We start from the raw sequence: 15,004 nt of genomic DNA, 5'->3' as shown, positions 1-15,004 counted from the left end.
CTGTCACCTACTCCCCTGTTCTCGATAATTTCGGAGTTGTTGTAGAAGTTGTTCTTGGGATGAATTGGGTTGTTCTGGGACTGGTTCAGGGGGGTTATCTACTTTCTTAAGAATTTTGGGTGCAGGATTAATAACTAAAGTTTGTTTTTGAGGAACAGGTGCGGTAATTACTACTTTTGGTTGGTTGACAGAAGCTTTGAGAGAATCTAGGGTTGCAGCTACCTGAGTTTGTTCTTTGATATCCTCGGTAGAAGAGACTAATTCACTCAGACCATTGACAAATCGCAGCAGATTTTGACGAAACTTAGGATCACCTGTCAATTCATCTAAATCAGAGGTGATTTTTTGTGTATTTTCAAAAGTCACTCTCGCTGCATCTAAGGTTTGTTGCAGTAAGACAATGTTTTTTGGATCATTTAAGGATTGAGAAGCATCTTTTAAATTAGTAGAAGCTTCGGCTGCGTTTGCAGACAGGGTTTCTAGATTGTTTAGTAATTCTCCTTGGGTTAAGCGATTAAGGGCTGGGGATAAACTTGTCACTGTCTGACGCAGTTGGTCACTAGTTTGCGTCATACTATTCAAAGCTCCCACTAAAGAAGAACGATTAGTAGTGACGAGATTATCTAAGTTAGTCAGTAAACGACTTGCTTGTTGGGCTGTAACACTAAAGTCTTTAGCTGTTGTTCCTAATTGATCTGCTGTTTTGGTAGTAGTTGCAGTCAGTTGGTTGGTGGAGCGTTGTAATGCTACAGCAGTACCAGAAAATATACCTAATTGTCCCTGAAAGCTTTTGCTCAAACTTTGCAAATCTTTGGTCAAATCTGCGATATTGGCGGCAGCACTGGAAGAGGTTTCCAAGGTGCGATTAATATTTTTATAGAATTGTTCATTACTGTATTGAGCCGCAAAACTGGCTGATTGACGCACCAATTCGTCAACACTGATCCCAATTACACCTTTTAAACGAGAACCATTACAAATAATGAGACTGGGGTTACAGTCTTTATCGAGGGGTTTAGCGATCGCCTCTTTAGGTAACTCTTCTTTTGGCGCAATGTCAATAATATTTTCACTAATTAATCCACTTTGATTCGCTTCAATAACCGAATTAGCAGGAATTTTCAAATCTGGTGAGTTAATTTGAATTTCTACATCAACAGCATTTGTTCCAGCTTGAACATTAGTAATACTCCCAACTTTGACACCCCGAAACCGAACGGCTGAACCCTTTTGCATTCCCCCGGCGTTAGCGAATTCGACAATGGCTTTATAGGAATCTTGTCCTGGGGTAATTTTATTCAACCACAGTAAAATTACGCCAAATGCGCCTAACCCTAGCAGGAGCAACAATCCTACAGAGCCTTCTCTCCATGTGCGTGCGGACGTGAAACTGCTAATTAGATCTCGCATTTGTTCCTCCACCTATATCCTTAGCGTGGCATAAGCCATAAAGTTAAACTTAGAAATTTTTAGATACTTAACCTGCGACTTGAATAGGTCCTTGTACCTTTCCACTCATAAATTGTCTAATCAAAGGATTTTCTGTATTATCTATTTCACTAACTGTACCTTGCCATTGCACTTTACCTTGATAAAGAAATACTATTTGATCTGAAGTCCGGCGAATGGTACTATCTTGGTGCGTAACAATGGAGTATGTACTACAGACTCCATGTGTATGTTGTAAATTGCGGATTAAATCCTCAATTACCGTTGAGGCGATGGGGTCGAGTCCAGCCGTAGGTTCATCGTACAATAAAACCTCTGGGCTATCTGTGGGATGATCTGGGTTAGACATAATCGCCCGTGCAAAGCTGACTCTTTTTCGCATCCCTCCAGAAAGTTCTGATGGGTAAAGATGATTAATGCTTGATAAGCCTACCATATCTAATTTTTCGTTAACCAGTTCTCGAATGCGCGATCGCTTTAATCGGGAATTTTGGTAAAGTAGAAATCCGATATTTTCCTCTACTGTCAAGGAGTCAAATAAGGCTGCTTGCTGAAACACCATCCCAATCCCCACAGGATCAGCAGCATCTTCAATTAACCCAGATCGTCGTACCCCTTGGACATAAATTTCTCCCTCATCAGGTTTCAATAACCCCGCTATAATCCGTAGAACCGTGGATTTACCAGTTCCCGAAGGTCCAATAATCCCTAATGCTTGTCCTCGGTATATTGTCAAATCTACATTATCTAAAACTTTGTTATTCCCAAAAGTCTTAGAAATACCTTTTAATTCAATTAATGGTTCGGTGGTTGGTAATTGGTAATTGGTCATTGGTATACTAGGAAGGGAGGAACAGGTTGAGAGAAAGACAGCTTAAGTATATTTTCTCATTCTGAGTGCAGGGAAGCTCAACGAACAATCCCCATTTTTCCTGAATTTGTGAGATGCTTCATGATGCGATCGCTCCATTGAGGATGATATTCTCGACTTATGATGACATCCCCTCCGAATTTTTATTAAAATTCAGCAATTTAATTTTTGTTCCGTTAATCTCAATCTTTCCCTCTTGACTTAATTTATAAAAAGCCCGAGAAAGAGTTTCTGGAACTGTCCCTAATAAAGCAGCTAGTTGTCCTTTTGGTAAATCGAGTTCTACAATATTAATATTACCATTACGTTGGCTCAATTTTAATAGATAATTACTCAATCTTTCTGGAACTTCTTGAAAAGAAAGACTATCAACTAAATGGGTTAATTGTCGCAAGTGTCTAGCGAATGTTCCTAACATAGCTACTGCTAAAGTTGGATGTTGCTGCAAAACTATTAAAAATGCAGTTCTCGGAATAAATACTACTTCTGCATTTTCCATTGCTGCTGCTGAAGCCGGAAAATTTCCGCCATCAAAAGCAGGTACTTCGGCAAAATATTCATCTGCACCGAATATATGAAGAATTTGTTCTTTACCAGAATTCCCTATTTTGAAAACTTTAATTCTGCCAGATTGCACAATAAAAAATCCTGTGGCTTCGTCTCCTTCCCAAAATAGGGTTTCACCTTTTTTATAAGTTTGGAGAATAGCAATATTAGCGACTGCTTGTAATTGTTCTTCAATGATGTTTTGAAATATTGGGGTTTGTTGGAGAAATTGTTTAACTTCTAGGACTTTTTCGGTTACAGTCATAAATATCAGGAAATTTGGTTATATTATTACAGATTATAACTTCAATTTATAGTTAAGGAAATTGTCTGAATCAGGATATCCAGGATTAAAGGATGTACAGGATGGAATCTGAGATATTATCATCAATTACCAATTTTCATTATATTATCTGTGTGGTGATAAGTATGAGAAAATATCAAAAAGTGTATTTTTACTAGATTTGGATTTAGATTTTTTGGTTTAATTAGGTCTGGTAAAAAACCAAAATATTTAATCTCAGAATTTCGTAAAACCATTAGCAATGGTAATTTATACATAAGTTTTCAATGGGAAATAATCGTCGTCTGAACATTAATATCAACATTCAAGTTTTTTCGCAAAACATTGAAAATTGCAGTCAAATTATCCATTGTTGGATTACCTTTGGCAGATAACATTCGATGTAAACTCTTGCTCGGTTTAGAAGTTTCAATTGCCAACTGTTCAAAACCTACAGTTGCATTGACAATATCTCTTAAAATCAATCTTGCTGTTTCTGGTTCACCATTGAGGAAAAGAGAAATAGCTTCATCAAGTAATGCTATTACAAATTCAGGATCTTTTTGAATTCGTGCATTAACAGTTTCTTTAAAGTCTCTAGTCAGTGCCATAATAACTACCTCTTCTCTCTATTCTCGGTTTCAATTTCTTGCTCTTTACTAACTTCTTTTTTTCGCTTTTTGTACTCTTGGTACAATTCTTTAGCACGATTAATATCAGATTGCTGATTTTTCTTTGTTCCCCCACCAAATAAGACTATAAGTTGCTTACCATCCTGAGCCAAATAAATGCGATATCCTGGACCCCAATCAATCTTATATTCACCGATACCATCAAACCATTTAACATTTGATGTATTTCCTAATTCGAGACGAGATTTAGCAACTGTAACCTTTGCAGCAGCTTTGGCATCTAAGCTATTAAACCATTCTTGATAAGGACTTGAACCATCTTCTTTAAGATATTCTTGAACTTTTATAATAGACATAATATTATGGTAACTTATATGTTACTTGTTGTCAATAAGTTTCTGACTATTAATGAATTTGTACTAGAAAAAACTTTACCAAACTTTACAAATAAACTTGACTTAAATCAAGGAGTTCTCTAACGGAAATGAATACGCTGGAAGCATAAAAAGTTGAGGAACGAATTATGTTCTGTAACCAGTGTGAACAAACTACCCGTGGAGATGTCTGTCATCAGTGGGGTGCTTGTGGTAAAAGTCCTGAAGTTGCTGCTTTGCAAGATTTGTTGATACATTGCTTGCGGGGACTTTCCCAAGTTGCACTACAAGCAAAATCTCTAGGTATTACTACCCGTGATACAGATGAATTTACCTGTGAGATGCTGTTTTCCACATTAACAAATGTGAATTTTACCACTTCTGATTTTATGGCTTTTGTGAATCGTGCGATCGCACTTCGCGAAAGTCTCAAGTTACAAATTCAAGCTTTGGAGAATAAAGTTATAGAATCAGCAATTAATCAGTTCCAACCTGCTATTAATTTACCAGCACAAATCCAGCAAGGTAAAGATTTAGAATTTGAATTTATCAGTCATTCAGCTAAAGATGTAGATATTTTCTCTCTCAAGCTGACTGTTTTATATGGTCTAAAAGGTTTAGCGGCTTATGCTTTCCATGCTTTAGAATTAAATCAGCATGATGAAGGATTATATACATTTTGCCATGAAGTTTTAGCTCATTTAGATGACCAAGATAAAACCTTACAAGATTGGTTAAGTCTAGCCTTAAAAGTTGGGGAAATGAACCTGAAAGCAATGCAGCTTTTAGATGTAGGAAATACAGAAACCTTTGGACATCCTACCCCCACACCAGTAAATTTAGGACATAGAATTGGTAAAGCTATTCTCGTTTCAGGACATGATTTATTAGCTTTAAAAGCCATCTTAGAACAAACCGCAAAAACAGAAATTAAAGTTTACACCCACGGGGAATTATTACCAGCGCATGGTTATCCGCTATTAAAACAAAAATATCCCCATCTTTGCGGACATTATGGTACAGCATGGCAAAATCAAACCCATGAATTTGACCATTTTCCTGGTGCAATTGTCATGACTACAAATTGTCTTGTCCCTCCCCATGAATCTTACAAAGATAAAGTATTTACATTAGGTCCAGTGGGTTATCCTGGCTTACAACACCTGAGTATGAGTAATCTTTCTCCAGTTATCAACAAAGCTTTAGAATTACCAGGTTTTAGCGATGAAGAAAATAAAGGAACAGTCACCACAGGTTTTGCTAGAAATGCGGTTTTAGGTGTGGCAGATACAGTGATTAATGCTGTCAAATCAGGGAATATTCGGCACTTTTTCTTAGTAGGTGGTTGTGATGGTGCAAAACCAGGAAGAAACTATTACAGTGATTTAGTAGAACAGATTCCTCATGATTGTGTAGTCTTAACATTAGGCTGTGGAAAGTTCCGCTTCTTTGACAAAAAGATGGGTGATATTGGGGGTATTCCTCGGTTATTAGATGTGGGACAATGCAATGATGCTTACTCTGCAATTCAAATTGCGGTAGCTTTAGCAAATGCGTTTCAAGTTAGTGTCAATGAATTACCATTATCAATGGTATTATCTTGGTACGAACAGAAAGCGATCGCCGTTTTATTAACCTTACTTCATCTAGGTATCCAAAATATTCGCATTGGTCCGACACTTCCCGCTTTTCTATCAGCTAACGTCATCAAATTACTATCAGAAACCTATCATTTGCAACTCATTACCACCCCAGAACAAGATTTAGCTGCTTGTCTTGGTTAAACGTAATAGAATTGGAGTTTAGCACCTCATTCAGACTGAACACAATCATGAAATCCATTAATTCATCCGTCTGCATCGGCGTTTATCTGCGTTTATCTGCGGTCAATTATTCTGGAAATCTTATTTTATGCAGCTTCATTTAATTTTGTCTAAACTCCAATATCACCCATAATCTATAATATTTTCTCAAGCAAGCCAATTTCCAATTTTACTAAAGTTTATGTCACCTTATCCTAGTTTAGTCACAGTTTCCGCACTTTTACTATATTTTGTAGTCACAATTAATGTAGGTAGAGCTAGATTCAAATATCAAGTTCCCGTACCACAAACTACCGGAAATCTCGATTTTGAGCGCGTGTTACGGGTACAGCAAAATACCTTAGAACAACTTGCTTTATTTATACCCGCTTTATGGTTATTTTCTATTTACGTTAGCCCTATTTGGGGTTCTGGAATAGGTGCAGCTTGGGTAGTGGGAAGGATTGCGTATGCTTGGGGATATTATCAAGCAGCCGAAAAGCGAGGTCCAGGTTTTGCAATTAGTTCTCTGAGTAGTATCGTGCTAATTATTGGTTCACTGGTTGGTATCATTTTATCTATGCTGAAATAGTACAGGAATCGTAGGGGCGAAGCATTCGGGCGATAAATTATCGGTTTTTTCCCAAGTTTATTTTCCGAATGCTTCGCCCTTACAGGAGTCAGAAGGAAGAAGGAAGAAGAAAATTCCCAATTACCCAATTAAATCGGGAAAGACTTCTTGAACAGCAGGATGTACAAGACGATGATTATGGACATTCAAACCTTTTGCTAAAGCTGGGTTAACGTCTAAAGCTTTAATTCCCAGACTTGCTAATTGAACAGCATAGGGTAAGGTACTGTTGTTGAGGGCTTGTGTTGATGTCCAAGGTACTGCTCCTGGCATATTAGGAACACCATAATGCACAACACCTTCATCTATATAGACTGGTTTCGTATGTGATGTGGGGTGTAATGTTTCCACACATCCACCTTGATCAACAGCGACATCAACAATCACCGAACCAGGGCGCATTTTTTTAACTAATTCACGCGATACTAAAATAGGGGCTTTTTTACCGGGAATTAAGACTGCACCTATGAGTAAATCAGCTTCTTTAACTGCGGCTTCAATATGGGCGGAATTGCTGTAAAGTAATTCTACTCTTGAACCAAAGAGGGTTTCTAGGTAGGATAGGCGTTCAACATTGACATCTAATATTTGCACCATTGCACCCATACCAACAGCAATCTTGGCGGCTTCTGTACCGACGACACCACCGCCTAAAATTACCACCTTTCCGGCTTTGACTCCAGGGATACCCCCTAAAAGAACACCTCTTCCTCCTTGTTGACGTTCTAGGAATCTTGCGCCAAATTGTACGGCTAACCGACCAGCAACAATACTCATGGGGGTGAGTAAGGGAAGTTTATTTGCTCCTGGTTGTTCTACGGTTTCATAAGCGATCGCACAAGTGCCACAATCTATTAAATGTTCTGTTAATTTACGATCTGCTGCTAAATGTAAATAAGTAAATAACAACTGCTCTTTTTGCAAAAATTTATACTCACTGACCAAAGGCTCTTTTACCTTGATAACTAACTCTCGATTCCAAGCAGCATCAGCATTATCTACAATATTTGCTCCAGCACTGCGGTAATCTTCATCAGTAAATCCCGCACCAGCACCAGCTTCACTTTGCACAAAAATATTATTACCGTTTTCCCGTAATACCCGTACACTGGAAGGACTTAAACCTACCCGAAATTCTTGATCTTTAGTTTCCTTGGGAATACCTATTTCCATGGACAGCCTCTAATATTTTATTGTTTCACTTTAGCCTGCCAGTATCTATGTTGCTATGTCCGTATTCCATGATTCAAAATGCCTCGAATCTCTTGCGGAGATTAAAGAAGCTGCATTGACAAAGTTCCTTATCTTCCCAGCACTATACCTTGACTAATTTGCCAGTTTTATTACAATAGATAAAGAATAATTAAAAATTGTAAAGTACCGACAATCATCCCTGCAATTTTTCCAAAATCTCTGTAAATCTTTGTTTGCTAATTATCAAGAAAGGAATCACCCATTATGTCACAAACACAACCAACAGTTACGCCCAAACTAGAAGAACCTAAGTTTGGCTTTAATGAATACGCCGAACGATTAAATGGTAGAGCCGCCATGATTGGCTTCATTTTAATGGTAGTAATTGAATACTCTACCAACCAAGGTGTACTTTCATGGTTAGGTTTAAAGTAAATTCCTCATTTTAACGGGAAGAATTCAAGTAGGGGCGAAGCATTCAGGCGATAAATTATCCATTTTTGTCAAAGGCTATTTTCCGAATGCTTCGCCCCTACAATAGGTGTTAATTACCGTACTCCTTTTTTCCCTCAAGGAAATTATAATTATTTGTGCTATTATTTGCCTTTGATGTAATTGGCAAATTGTATTCGGAATATTCTGAGTAAATCTATACAAAAACTTAAGTGGAAATAAGTAAGCTGTGATGAATGCTGTATTGCCTCGTTTTTTAAAGTCAGCCTACCGGAAAGAACCTATAATTAGTGCATTACTAACTATTGGTGTCATAGATGCTCTGATTGGTGGATTAGATGATAGTTGGTCATTATTTACCTTTGGATTAGGAACAGCAGGAGTAGCCCTCGCTTTTAAATTATGGCGAATGCAGCAACGTCCGTCTTTACCAGAAGAACCTGTTGTGCAACATTATTTACCGCCTCAATCTTCTACGGCCCCTTTACCTGTACTGAAGGTTTCTAAGAAAAAACCACGTCAGTAGGTATAACCAATGAAATTGTTAAATTTATTTCCAAAACTTAGAAAAAGTACCACTAAGCCCAAAAAACCCAGAAACAATATTCTGGGGTTGATGGTATTTGTCGTTATATTTAGTCAAATTGGGCAAGATTTAAGTATTAAGTCTGTTCGGGCGGCGAATGATGTTATACCCAACCCCATAGATCATAGTAACATTGGAGAACCCCGACTGCTGCATAGTTTTGTCGCCCATTCAGGTATTGTCAAATCCCTCATCTTCAGTCCTAATGGAAAAATGCTGATTAGTGGTGGAGGTGAAAACGAGGGTAAAATCAGATTTTGGAATTTCCAAGCTGGTAAAAATATTGGGAATATTGCTAGGGCGCATTCAGCCGCTGTAGAATCTATGGCGATTTCTCCTAATGGTCAAACTTTTATTAGTGCGGGAAGTGAGAACCGAATTAATCTTTGGAATCTGAAAAATTTAGAGTTTAGTCGTTCTTTGCTGGGACATAGTAGTCAAGTTTTGTCTTTAGCGATAACTCCTGATAGTAAAATTCTGATTAGTGGTGGTTTAGACGGGATTCGTTTGTGGGATTTACAACAACAACGCCCATTAGCAACATTAGTCCGATTTGATAATGTTATTTATACTTTAGCTATTAGTCCTGATGGTCAAACTTTAGCGAGTGGTGATCAGAAAGGTGTGATTAAGCTTTGGAATTTGCGTAGTGGGGAGTTAATTAGTCAGTTAAAGGGACATTCGCAAATAGTTACATCTTTAGCTTTTACTCCTAATGGAGAAAACTTAGTTAGTGGTAGCAGAGATAAGACAATTAGAGTCTGGAATGTCAATGCTGAAGAAGAAATGATGACCCTAAGAGGACATAATAATTGGGTAAATGCGATCGCTATTAATCCCAATGGTACAACTCTGGCTAGTGGGGGTAAAGATGGGATTAAATTATGGGATTTAACTACAGGTGAACTGAAAACATCACTTCTTAGTTATAGTGATTGGGTGAGTGCGATCGCTTTTAGTCCCGATGGTAAAACCCTCTCCAGTGGAGGATTTGACAGGAAAATTAATATTTGGAAATTTTAACAAAATTAAATTAATGGTGTTACTGATATTCAGTAATTTTTATAAATAGTTATATCATATCTATTATCTTTTTGTCATTACATTCCAGATTTGTAAATTACTTAATTATACTTCATTAAATGCAGGTGGATAAACAATTTTTCCCTGATATTTATCTTGATAATTTGCAAGAATTTTTACCATAAAAACATCTTCCATATAACCAACTATTTGATTGTCTATTTCCGCAACTAAAGATAATTTGGGAATATAACCGGGAGAAGAACGAATTTTTTCTATGAGTTTAGCTTCATTTTCAATCCCAAATGCTTTGATATTAACTTCTGTTATAGATAAATAGTCTGATAGAGTTTCAGGACGAACTTTGATAATATTTGGTTCTCTTTTTATTTTTAATGAATATCTCAATTCTAGTAAATGTCTTGATTTTTAATCTGACATCTATCAGTTACAATTTTTAGCTATAATATATCATCTCAATAAATTATACTTGCAAAATGATCAATAATCAACCTATTTGCATTTCCCTATTTACAGGTGCTTATGGCTTAGATTTAGGACTAGAACAAGCAGGATTTCATACTGTTAGTGTAGTTGAAAAAGACCGTGATGCAGTCAAAACAATTGCTTTTAATAGACCTTATCTTCAAGAAAGTGCTATTCCCAGAGAATTAGAAAAAGTTACTTCTCAAGAATTACTAGAAGAAGGTGGAAGAGTTTTAAATTTAGGTCGTGCTTTGCGTGTTGGTGAAATAGATTTAGTCACGGGTGGTCCTCCTTGTCAGCCATTTAGTACCGCAGGAAAACGTGGTTCAGTTATGGACCCGCGCGGGAGTTTATTTATGGATTTTATTCGCATTGTTAAAGAAGTCCAACCCCGATTTTTCCTAATGGAAAATGTCAGAGGTTTACTTTCTGCTTCTTTGCGTCATCGTCCTATTAATCAAAGAGGAAAAGATTACCCAGTTTTAGAACTTGATGAAATGAATGGTGCAGCTTTGAAAGTCGTTTTAGCAGAAATGAAGGAATTAGGCTATAACGTAGTTTACAACCTGTTAGAAGCCGCAGATTATGGTGTTCCCCAAAATAGATCCCGTGTAGTTTTTATTGGTTCTAGAGATGGTGAGGCTGCGACATTTCCTCTCGCTAAATATAGTAAAGATGGTAAAATTTTACCAAAGTGGAGAACTTTAAAAGATGCGTTAACAGATTTTATTGATATCCAACCAGAATTTATTGCTTATTCAGAAAATCGTCTCAAGTTTTTAAGATTATTAGAAGCAGGACAAAATTGGAAAAATTTACCAGAAGAATTACAAAGAGAAGCAATGGGAGGTGCTTATAATTCTGGTGGGGGAAAAGTTGGTTTTTACAGAAGATTATCGTGGGATAAACCTTCACCAACTATCACAACCAGTCCCCAACAAAAAGCTACAGATATGTGTCACCCTGTAGAACTTCGTCCTTTAACTGTGCGCGAATCTGCGAAAATTCAAACTTTTCCTGATGATTGGATTTTTCATGGTTCGGTAAGTTCTAAATACAAACAAATTGGTAATGCAGTTCCGGTATTACTTGCTAAAGAACTAGGTGAATATCTGATTAATCTAATGCAGGGAAATCAACCAAAAGGAAAAGAAGTTACTGAACAACTCTCTTTATTCTCTTTATAAAATTTACTTTGCAGCTAACTCAGCAAATTCATTATCAATTCTCTGCAACATATATCTGATATGGTTCTCAATTAGCTCATATTCAAGATGAATCATATCCCAAAATTCTTTACCAGCTATGCGAGGAATTTTAGAGTCGTTAAATGTCCATGAACCTAAATTAAAAGCAGATATAAATAAGGGATTATCATGAATCCCTAATTCTTTTTTCGCTCTATTTGTTTGTGAACCAGTTAAAGTACCCTTTAAAGTTTTTAACTGTGCAAACTTAATTTTTGAGTCTGTTAGTAGAACAATATCTATTCCTTTAATTTTGATTCCAAATTCAAATTCGGGTACAATTACATAAGGGCTAATATCAGCTATTTCTTCCCAAAGTTGCCCCATTTTTGTACTAAGGCTTCTTGTGACTGAGTTGCTAGTAACTAATAACTTTGCACCACATAGTTCAAAAAGATTACGTGGATTAGGATGATGCTCAAGTATTGCACTTTTATTTTTAAAATCTGTTCTTAACCAGTCAATAAACTGATCTGCAAACTGCTCAGTTTTATTGCTAATTAAATTAGATTGAGTCTCTAATTCTAAAACAGAGTAATTTTGATTATCTTTTTGAATTTGATATTCAAAATATTCTAATCCTATTGAGGAAATAGTTTTCCCATATTGATATGCTATATGTAAATCTTCATCTATTATATGAGTAGAATCTATTAATGAAGCATGATATAAAATTAATTCTTTTCTTTGTTTTATAGAAAGCGGTATGAGAGTTTCAGCAGCTAAATTGATAGACATAAAATACTTGTATTAACCTATTTAAGCAAAATTTAGCAAGCAAATAGATATCTTTATAGACTTGATATTTTCAATCAATATTCGTATACCTAATTAAAACACTAAATATATTCTGGTTACTATATCATAGAAGAGAGGTATAGATATTAAATTAATATGAAATCTGGTATTAATTCTGAACAACTAGAACCATTCCAACCGGCAAATACCATAAAAAACACAACCAAATTTACCTTTATAGACCTATTTTCCGGCATTGGTGGTTTTAGAATTCCTCTTGAAGAACTAGGAGGAATTTGTTTAGGTTATTCAGAAATTGACAAAGAAGCCATCAAAGTTTACAAAAATAACTTTATTCGTGATATCAATGCTGACGAACCATATTTAGGAGATATCACTAATTTAGATAAATTACCTTTTCAAATAGATATAATTGTCGGTGGAGTTCCTTGTCAACCTTGGTCAATAGCAGGAAAATTAAAAGGTTTAAAAGATCCTAGAGGTCAATTATGGAATGATGTTTTTAGAGTAATAAAATCTAATCAACCTAAAGCGTTTATATTTGAGAATGTTAAAGGTTTAACTGAACCGAGAAATAAACTTAGTTTAGAATACATCCTTGATAATTTAACATCATCTGGCTATGTAGTTAAATATCAGGTGCTTAATTCCTACGATTTTGGTTTACCTCAAGATAGAGACAGAATATTTATTGTGGGAATTAGAAATGATATAAATAACAGTTGGGGTTTTACCTTTCCTCAACCTGTAAATAAACATGAGAAATTATATGATGTAATTCCTGATATTCAACGCACGGATTTTTATAAAAAGAAATTTTCTCCAACAGTGTTATTTATAGATGGTAAAATTCCTGGTGCTAGGGGTAGATTCCAAAAATTAGATGAATTAAATGATTTTTTTCTATTTTCAGATGTCAGAGATGGACATACTACTATTCATTCTTGGGACTTAATAGAAACCACTCCAAGAGAAAAGCAAATTTGTCAAACCATATTAAAAAATCGTAGAAGAAAAATTTACGGTGATAAAGACGGAAATCCTTTAAGTATAGAAATTTTACAAGCTTTAATTCCTCAGTTAAATATTGAAGATATCAATATTTTAATTGAAAAATCAATTTTACGTTTTGTAGAAAATAAAGGTTATGAATTTGTTAATTCTAAAATTTCATCAGGAATTAAGGGAATTTCTAAAATATATTTACCTCATGCTGATGCTATTGGGACTTTAACTGCAACGGGAACGAGAGATTATTTAGCAACTATATCGCTAGAATGTGATGAACCAAAAATATATAAACAGAAGTTTATTCAGGAAATTTATCTTCTTAAAAAATATAGACCATTAACCGCAAAAGATTACGCAATATTACAAGGATTTCCAGCAAATTTCCAAATCGCACATAATGAAAATAAGGCCAAGCATCAATTTGGTAATGCCGTATCTGTGCCTGTAATCTATCATTTAGCTAAATCTTTACTCAAGATTATCTCAAAATGAAATATTAAACTCATCACAGCGATCGCTCAACTCGTACAATAAAAGATAGATTGTTGCGAATTGTATAGTTAGGGATTATAGCTGTTATGGCTGCTGCCGTTTTCATCGAAAATCTAAAAAAAAGCTACGGTAATGTCGTCGCAGTTCAGGATGTCTCCTTTGAAGTCCAAGCTGGAGAAATCTTTGGTTTACTTGGACCCAACGGGGCTGGGAAAACGACCACTCTCCGGGCTTTGTGTACGCTGACAACCCCTGATGCTGGGAAAATTGAAGTTTCGGGCATTTCCGTATTAGATCACCCCAAATTAGCCCGCCAAAAGTTGGGTTATGTCGCCCAGGAAGTAGCTTTAGATAAGGTACTGACTGGCCGGGAGTTACTACAATTACAAGCCGCACTTTATCATCTTCCCGGTGCGCTAATCAAACAGCGAATTAACACTATTTTGGATTTACTGGGTTTACAAGAATACGCAGATAAAAAAACCGGCACTTATTCCGGTGGTTTACGCAAACGGTTAGATTTGGCTGCTGGTTTACTCCATTCACCGGATGTTTTGGTATTAGATGAACCAACCGTAGGATTGGATATTGAAAGCCGGGTTGTGGTGTGGGAATTCTTGCGTCAATTGCGGGCTGCGGGAACTACCGTTGTCATTACCAGCCATTACTTAGAAGAGGTTGACGCTTTAGCTGATAGAGTGGCAATTATAGATAGAGGTTTGGTTATTGCTAATGGTACACCTTCTCAGTTAAAAGATCAGGTAGGAGGCGATCGCATCACTTTGAGAATCCGCGAATTTTCACCCAGTGAAGAAGCCGAAACTGCGAAAAACCTTTTAGCAGCTTTACCTTTTGTTCAAGAAATTATCATCAATAGCGCCCAAGGTAATTCTTTGAATTTGGTAGTAACTCCCCAAAATGACACTTTAATCACGATTCAGCAAACATTAAATAATGCAGGTTTACCGATTTTTGGTATTGCCCAATCTCGTCCTAGTTTAGATGATGTTTACCTAGCTGCAACCGGAAAAACTTTAATGGATGCTGAATTAGCCGCTGTAGCTAATCGTGATCCTAAAGCCGAGAAAAAGCAGAATATGAGGTAGACGCAAACACAGTCAGGACTTACGCACAAGTCACGAAAAAACGAATCACGAAAGAACAA

16 protein-coding genes are annotated in these 15,004 nt (G+C 36.3%); 8 read left to right on the top strand and 8 right to left on the bottom strand.

Annotation, left to right across the window (positions count from 1 at the left end):
• Positions 1-3: 3 nt before the first annotated feature.
• The 5 genes from FJR04_RS00710 to FJR04_RS00690 form a co-directional block, all read right to left on the bottom strand.
• Entirely contained in the window at positions 4-1,410 is a 1,407-nt protein-coding gene (locus tag FJR04_RS00710; RefSeq protein WP_168490863.1) for an MlaD family protein, read from the bottom strand.
• A gap of 67 nt (positions 1,411-1,477) precedes the next feature.
• Positions 1,478-2,281: an ABC transporter ATP-binding protein gene (locus tag FJR04_RS00705; protein ID WP_168490861.1), complete on the bottom strand. Its 804-nt coding sequence runs from the start codon at positions 2,279-2,281 to the stop codon at positions 1,478-1,480.
• A gap of 157 nt (positions 2,282-2,438) precedes the next feature.
• A complete protein-coding gene (locus tag FJR04_RS00700; RefSeq protein ID WP_168490859.1) occupies positions 2,439-3,131 on the bottom strand; it encodes a Crp/Fnr family transcriptional regulator in 693 nt (230 codons plus the stop codon).
• A gap of 302 nt (positions 3,132-3,433) precedes the next feature.
• Positions 3,434-3,760: a DNA-binding protein gene (locus FJR04_RS00695; RefSeq protein ID WP_168490857.1), complete on the bottom strand. Its 327-nt coding sequence runs from the start codon at positions 3,758-3,760 to the stop codon at positions 3,434-3,436.
• A gap of 5 nt (positions 3,761-3,765) precedes the next feature.
• Positions 3,766-4,137, bottom strand: a complete 372-nt coding sequence (locus FJR04_RS00690) for a type II toxin-antitoxin system RelE/ParE family toxin (protein ID WP_168490855.1) — start codon at positions 4,135-4,137, stop codon at positions 3,766-3,768.
• A gap of 167 nt (positions 4,138-4,304) precedes the next feature.
• On the opposite strand from FJR04_RS00690, the gene hcp reads away from it, so the two are divergent.
• Positions 4,305-5,939, top strand: a complete 1,635-nt coding sequence (hcp, locus tag FJR04_RS00685; RefSeq protein ID WP_168490854.1) for a hydroxylamine reductase — start codon at positions 4,305-4,307, stop codon at positions 5,937-5,939.
• 220 nt (positions 5,940-6,159) lie between these two features.
• Positions 6,160-6,549 (top strand): MAPEG family protein, encoded by a 390-nt coding sequence (locus FJR04_RS00680; protein ID WP_168490851.1) that lies wholly within the window; start codon positions 6,160-6,162, stop codon positions 6,547-6,549.
• A gap of 120 nt (positions 6,550-6,669) precedes the next feature.
• Here the strand turns inward: FJR04_RS00680 and ald are convergent, their stop codons facing one another.
• The gene (gene ald / locus FJR04_RS00675) at positions 6,670-7,761 is read right to left on the bottom strand and encodes an alanine dehydrogenase (RefSeq protein WP_168490850.1); all 1,092 of its coding nucleotides are present in this window, start codon (positions 7,759-7,761) and stop codon (positions 6,670-6,672) included.
• A 285-nt stretch (positions 7,762-8,046) separates the two neighbouring features.
• Between ald and FJR04_RS00670 the strand changes: the two genes are divergently transcribed.
• The 3 genes from FJR04_RS00670 to FJR04_RS00660 all read left to right on the top strand — a co-directional run bounded on the left by FJR04_RS00670 (position 8,047) and on the right by FJR04_RS00660 (position 9,844).
• Positions 8,047-8,217: a chlorophyll a/b-binding protein gene (locus tag FJR04_RS00670; RefSeq protein ID WP_168490848.1), complete on the top strand. Its 171-nt coding sequence runs from the start codon at positions 8,047-8,049 to the stop codon at positions 8,215-8,217.
• 250 nt (positions 8,218-8,467) lie between these two features.
• Complete coding sequence (locus FJR04_RS00665; protein ID WP_168490846.1) at positions 8,468-8,761, top strand: hypothetical protein; 294 nt, start codon at positions 8,468-8,470, stop codon at positions 8,759-8,761.
• Positions 8,762-8,851: 90 nt separating this feature from the next.
• On the top strand, positions 8,852-9,844 hold the full coding sequence (locus FJR04_RS00660; RefSeq protein WP_168491152.1) for a WD40 repeat domain-containing protein: 993 nt from the start codon (positions 8,852-8,854) through the stop codon (positions 9,842-9,844).
• 105 nt (positions 9,845-9,949) lie between these two features.
• On the opposite strand, the gene FJR04_RS00655 is transcribed toward FJR04_RS00660, so the two are convergent.
• Entirely contained in the window at positions 9,950-10,252 is a 303-nt protein-coding gene (locus FJR04_RS00655; protein ID WP_217359197.1) for a GNAT family N-acetyltransferase, read from the bottom strand.
• Between the two features lie 89 nt (positions 10,253-10,341).
• Between FJR04_RS00655 and FJR04_RS00650 the strand changes: the two genes are divergently transcribed.
• The gene (locus tag FJR04_RS00650; RefSeq protein WP_168490844.1) at positions 10,342-11,517 is read left to right on the top strand and encodes a DNA cytosine methyltransferase; all 1,176 of its coding nucleotides are present in this window, start codon (positions 10,342-10,344) and stop codon (positions 11,515-11,517) included.
• A 3-nt stretch (positions 11,518-11,520) separates the two neighbouring features.
• Here the strand turns inward: FJR04_RS00650 and FJR04_RS00645 are convergent, their stop codons facing one another.
• Positions 11,521-12,315: a hypothetical protein gene (locus FJR04_RS00645; protein WP_168490842.1), complete on the bottom strand. Its 795-nt coding sequence runs from the start codon at positions 12,313-12,315 to the stop codon at positions 11,521-11,523.
• A gap of 156 nt (positions 12,316-12,471) precedes the next feature.
• On the opposite strand from FJR04_RS00645, the gene dcm reads away from it, so the two are divergent.
• Together dcm and FJR04_RS00635 are read left to right on the top strand one after the other, a co-directional pair.
• A complete protein-coding gene (dcm, locus tag FJR04_RS00640; protein WP_168490840.1) occupies positions 12,472-13,839 on the top strand; it encodes a DNA cytosine methyltransferase in 1,368 nt (455 codons plus the stop codon).
• Positions 13,840-13,925: 86 nt separating this feature from the next.
• Entirely contained in the window at positions 13,926-14,945 is a 1,020-nt protein-coding gene (locus tag FJR04_RS00635; RefSeq protein WP_168490838.1) for an ABC transporter ATP-binding protein, read from the top strand.
• The last annotated feature ends 59 nt before the right edge of the window (positions 14,946-15,004 follow it).

Origin of the sequence: Anabaena sp. UHCC 0204 (assembly GCF_009711975.1) — a bacterium.
Taxonomy (GTDB): domain Bacteria; phylum Cyanobacteriota; class Cyanobacteriia; order Cyanobacteriales; family Nostocaceae; genus Dolichospermum.
The sequence above is the reverse complement of the archived record's forward strand: the minus strand, read 5'-3'. Positions and strand labels throughout refer to the sequence as shown.

Coding starts and splice junctions, on each gene's coding strand:
- FJR04_RS00660 (WP_168491152.1), top strand. CDS start 8,852: ATGGTATTTGTCGTTATATTTAGTCAAATTGGGCAAGATTTAAGTATT.
- FJR04_RS00635 (WP_168490838.1), top strand. CDS start 13,926: ATGGCTGCTGCCGTTTTCATCGAAAATCTAAAAAAAAGCTACGGTAAT.
- FJR04_RS00710 (WP_168490863.1), bottom strand. CDS start 1,410: ATGCGAGATCTAATTAGCAGTTTCACGTCCGCACGCACATGGAGAGAA.
- FJR04_RS00700 (WP_168490859.1), bottom strand. CDS start 3,131: ATGACTGTAACCGAAAAAGTCCTAGAAGTTAAACAATTTCTCCAACAA.
- FJR04_RS00695 (WP_168490857.1), bottom strand. CDS start 3,760: ATGGCACTGACTAGAGACTTTAAAGAAACTGTTAATGCACGAATTCAA.
- dcm (WP_168490840.1), top strand. CDS start 12,472: ATGAAATCTGGTATTAATTCTGAACAACTAGAACCATTCCAACCGGCA.
- FJR04_RS00705 (WP_168490861.1), bottom strand. CDS start 2,281: ATGACCAATTACCAATTACCAACCACCGAACCATTAATTGAATTAAAA.
- hcp (WP_168490854.1), top strand. CDS start 4,305: ATGTTCTGTAACCAGTGTGAACAAACTACCCGTGGAGATGTCTGTCAT.
- FJR04_RS00680 (WP_168490851.1), top strand. CDS start 6,160: ATGTCACCTTATCCTAGTTTAGTCACAGTTTCCGCACTTTTACTATAT.
- FJR04_RS00690 (WP_168490855.1), bottom strand. CDS start 4,137: ATGTCTATTATAAAAGTTCAAGAATATCTTAAAGAAGATGGTTCAAGT.
- FJR04_RS00645 (WP_168490842.1), bottom strand. CDS start 12,315: ATGTCTATCAATTTAGCTGCTGAAACTCTCATACCGCTTTCTATAAAA.
- FJR04_RS00670 (WP_168490848.1), top strand. CDS start 8,047: ATGTCACAAACACAACCAACAGTTACGCCCAAACTAGAAGAACCTAAG.
- ald (WP_168490850.1), bottom strand. CDS start 7,761: ATGGAAATAGGTATTCCCAAGGAAACTAAAGATCAAGAATTTCGGGTA.
- FJR04_RS00665 (WP_168490846.1), top strand. CDS start 8,468: ATGAATGCTGTATTGCCTCGTTTTTTAAAGTCAGCCTACCGGAAAGAA.
- FJR04_RS00650 (WP_168490844.1), top strand. CDS start 10,342: ATGATCAATAATCAACCTATTTGCATTTCCCTATTTACAGGTGCTTAT.